The 2,864-nt window shown below is 69.7% G+C and carries 2 protein-coding genes; one reads left to right on the top strand and one right to left on the bottom strand.

Annotation, left to right across the window (positions count from 1 at the left end; translation table 11 throughout):
- Positions 1 to 132: 132 nt before the first annotated feature.
- A complete protein-coding gene (gene lepA / locus C2142_RS26100; protein ID WP_148645196.1) occupies positions 133 to 2,001 on the bottom strand; it encodes a translation elongation factor 4 in 1,869 nt (622 codons plus the stop codon).
- Between the two features lie 313 nt (positions 2,002 to 2,314).
- Between lepA and C2142_RS26095 the strand changes: the two genes are divergently transcribed.
- The gene (locus tag C2142_RS26095) at positions 2,315 to 2,620 is read left to right on the top strand and encodes an antibiotic biosynthesis monooxygenase (protein ID WP_148645195.1); all 306 of its coding nucleotides are present in this window, start codon (positions 2,315 to 2,317) and stop codon (positions 2,618 to 2,620) included.
- The last annotated feature ends 244 nt before the right edge of the window (positions 2,621 to 2,864 follow it).

Below are 2,864 nucleotides of genomic sequence, written 5' to 3'. Positions count from 1 at the left end.
GGGGCCGGGCGGGGGGGTGGGGGGGCCGGGGGCCGGGGGGCCGGGAGGTGTCGAGGGGCCGGGGCGCGTGCCGGGACCCGGGACATGCCGAGGGCCCGGGGCGGCTCGCCCCGGGCCCTCGTGCGCCGTCGGTTACTTCTTCTCCTTCGGCGCCTCTGCGTCGGTGGACAGCGCGGCGATGAAGGCCTCCTGCGGCACCTCCACGCGGCCGACCATCTTCATCCGCTTCTTGCCTTCCTTCTGCTTCTCCAGCAGCTTGCGCTTACGCGAGATGTCACCGCCGTAGCACTTGGCGAGAACGTCCTTGCGGATCGCGCGAACCGTCTCACGGGCGATCACCCGGGAGCCGATGGCCGCCTGGATCGGCACCTCGAACTGCTGGCGCGGGATCAGCTTCTGCAGCTTGCCCGCCATCATCACGCCGTAGTTGTAGGCCTTGTCCTTGTGCACGATCGCGGAGAACGCGTCCACCGCGTCGCCGTGCAGCAGGATGTCGACCTTCACCAGGCTGGCGCTCTGCTCGCCGATGGGCTCGTAGTCGAGCGAGGCGTAACCGCGGGTCTTGGACTTCAGCTGGTCGAAGAAGTCGAAGACGATCTCCGCGAGGGGGAGGGTGTAGCGCAGCTCCACCCGGTCCTCGGAGAGGTAGTCCATGCCCTGGAGGTTGCCGCGGCGGGACTGGCAGAGCTCCATGATCGCGCCGACGAACTCGTTCGGCGCCAGGATGGTGCCGCGCACGACCGGCTCGAACACCTCGGCGATCTTGCCGGTCGGGAACTCGCTCGGGTTGGTGACCGTGTGCTCGGTGCCGTCCTCCATCACCACGCGGTAGACCACGTTCGGGGCGGTGGAGATCAGGTCGAGGTTGAACTCGCGCTCCAGCCGCTCCCGGATGATCTCCAGGTGCAGCAGGCCGAGGAAGCCACAGCGGTAGCCGAAGCCCAGCGCCACCGACGTCTCCGGCTCGTAGACCAGCGCGGCGTCGTTCAGCCGCAGCTTGTCCAGGGCGTCACGGAGCAGCGGGTAGTCCGAGCCGTCCAGCGGGTAGAGGCCGGAGAACACCATCGGGCGCGGGTCCTTGTAGCCGCCCAGCGCCTCGGTCGCACCCTTGTGCATCGAGGTGATGGTGTCACCGACCTTGGACTGCCGGACGTCCTTCACACCGGTGATGATGTAGCCCACCTCGCCGACGCCGAGACCGTCGGCGACCTTCGGCTCGGGCGAGATGACGCCGATCTCCAGCAGCTCGTGGGTGGCGCCGGTCGACATCATCGCGATCCGCTCGCGCTTGGTGAGCTGACCGTCCACGACACGCACGTAGGTGACCACGCCGCGGTAGGAGTCGTACACCGAGTCGAAGATCATCGCGCGGGCCGGGGCGTCCTTGACGCCGACCGGGGCCGGGATGGTGTTCACGATGTGGTCGAGCAGGTCCTCGACGCCGAGGCCGGTCTTGGCGCTGACCTGGAGCACGTCGGACGGGTCGCACCCGATGATGTGCGCGATCTCCGCGGCGTACTTCTCCGGCTGGGCGGCCGGCAGGTCGATCTTGTTGAGCACCGGGACGATCGTGAGGTCGTTCTCCAACGCCAGGTACAGGTTGGCGAGGGTCTGCGCCTCGATGCCCTGGGCGGCGTCCACCACGAGGATGGTGCCCTCGCAGGCCGCGAGGGAGCGGGACACCTCGTACGTGAAGTCCACGTGACCCGGGGTGTCGATCATGTTGAGGATGTGCGTCGTACCGGCGTTCGCCCCGGTCTTCGGCGCCCACGGGAGGCGGACGGCCTGCGACTTGATGGTGATGCCGCGCTCGCGCTCGATGTCCATGCGGTCGAGGTACTGGGCGCGCATCTGCCGCGGGTCGACCACACCGGTGATCTGGAGCATCCGGTCTGCGAGCGTCGACTTGCCGTGGTCGATGTGGGCGATGATGCAGAAGTTGCGGATCAGCGCCGGGTCGGTACGGCTGGGCTCTGGCACATTGCTGGGGGTCGCGGGCACCTTGGTCCGATTCTCCGTTGGTCCGGGGGCCGGGTGCGTCGGGTCATCGCTGACCGGCTTCCCGGGGACCGGACAGTCGTCCGATCGAAATAGTTCCTCCCATACTCCCACGAGCACGACGTGCGCCGCCGTTCGGTTCTTCCCCGGACGCCGGACGGCGCCTCCCCGGGGTGCCGGACGCGCTGCCGCGGGGCGTCGGACGGGCGCTGCCACGGTGTGCCGGACGGCAGGTCGCCCAGGGGAACCGGAGAGCGTCTCCCGGGTGCCGGACAGCACTTCCCGGGCGCCCGGAGCTGCGGCAGGATGCGGTCGCATGATCCTGGAAAGTGCGCTTCTCGACGTCGTCCCCGGCCAGGAGGAGGCCTTCCTCGCCGCCTTCGCGCAGGCCCGGCCGCTGATCGCGGTCCAGCCCGGCTTCCGCTCGCTGGAACTGCGGCGCTGCCTGGACGAGGGCCGCACGTCGCGGTTCCTGCTCCAGGTGGAGTGGGAGAGGCTGGAGGACCACACGGACGGGTTCCGTCGCTCCGCCGAGTACGGGCGCTGGCGGGAGCTGCTGCACCGCTTCTACGCGCCGTTCCCCGAGGTCGAGCACTACGGCGAGCCGGTGCTCCGGGCCTGATCCGGCCGCTGCCGCCCCTGCTCCGCCCCGCCGGCCCCGGACGGCTCACGACGGGAGGCCGGCCGGCGGGCCGTCCGACAGGCGGCCGACCGGTTTGGGGCGGGGGGTGCGCCCCTGGTAGCGTTGGCCGCTGCACCTGGCCTCGGCATGCCCTCTCAGCTGGTCCGACGGCCGCGTGGTGCAGCCCGTTCAAACCGTTTACACACAAGACTGAGGCACTTTCGTGGCGAACATCCCAGATCAA

Source organism: Streptomyces sp. CB01881, assembly GCF_002953255.1.
Classification (GTDB): Bacteria; Actinomycetota; Actinomycetes; order Streptomycetales; family Streptomycetaceae; genus Kitasatospora.
The sequence above is the reverse complement of the archived record's forward strand: the minus strand, read 5'-3'. Positions and strand labels throughout refer to the sequence as shown.

Excerpts from the sequence above, each read along its gene's own strand:
- C2142_RS26095 (WP_148645195.1), top strand. The coding sequence starts at position 2,315 with ATGATCCTGGAAAGTGCGCTTCTCGACGTCGTCCCCGGCCAGGAGGAG.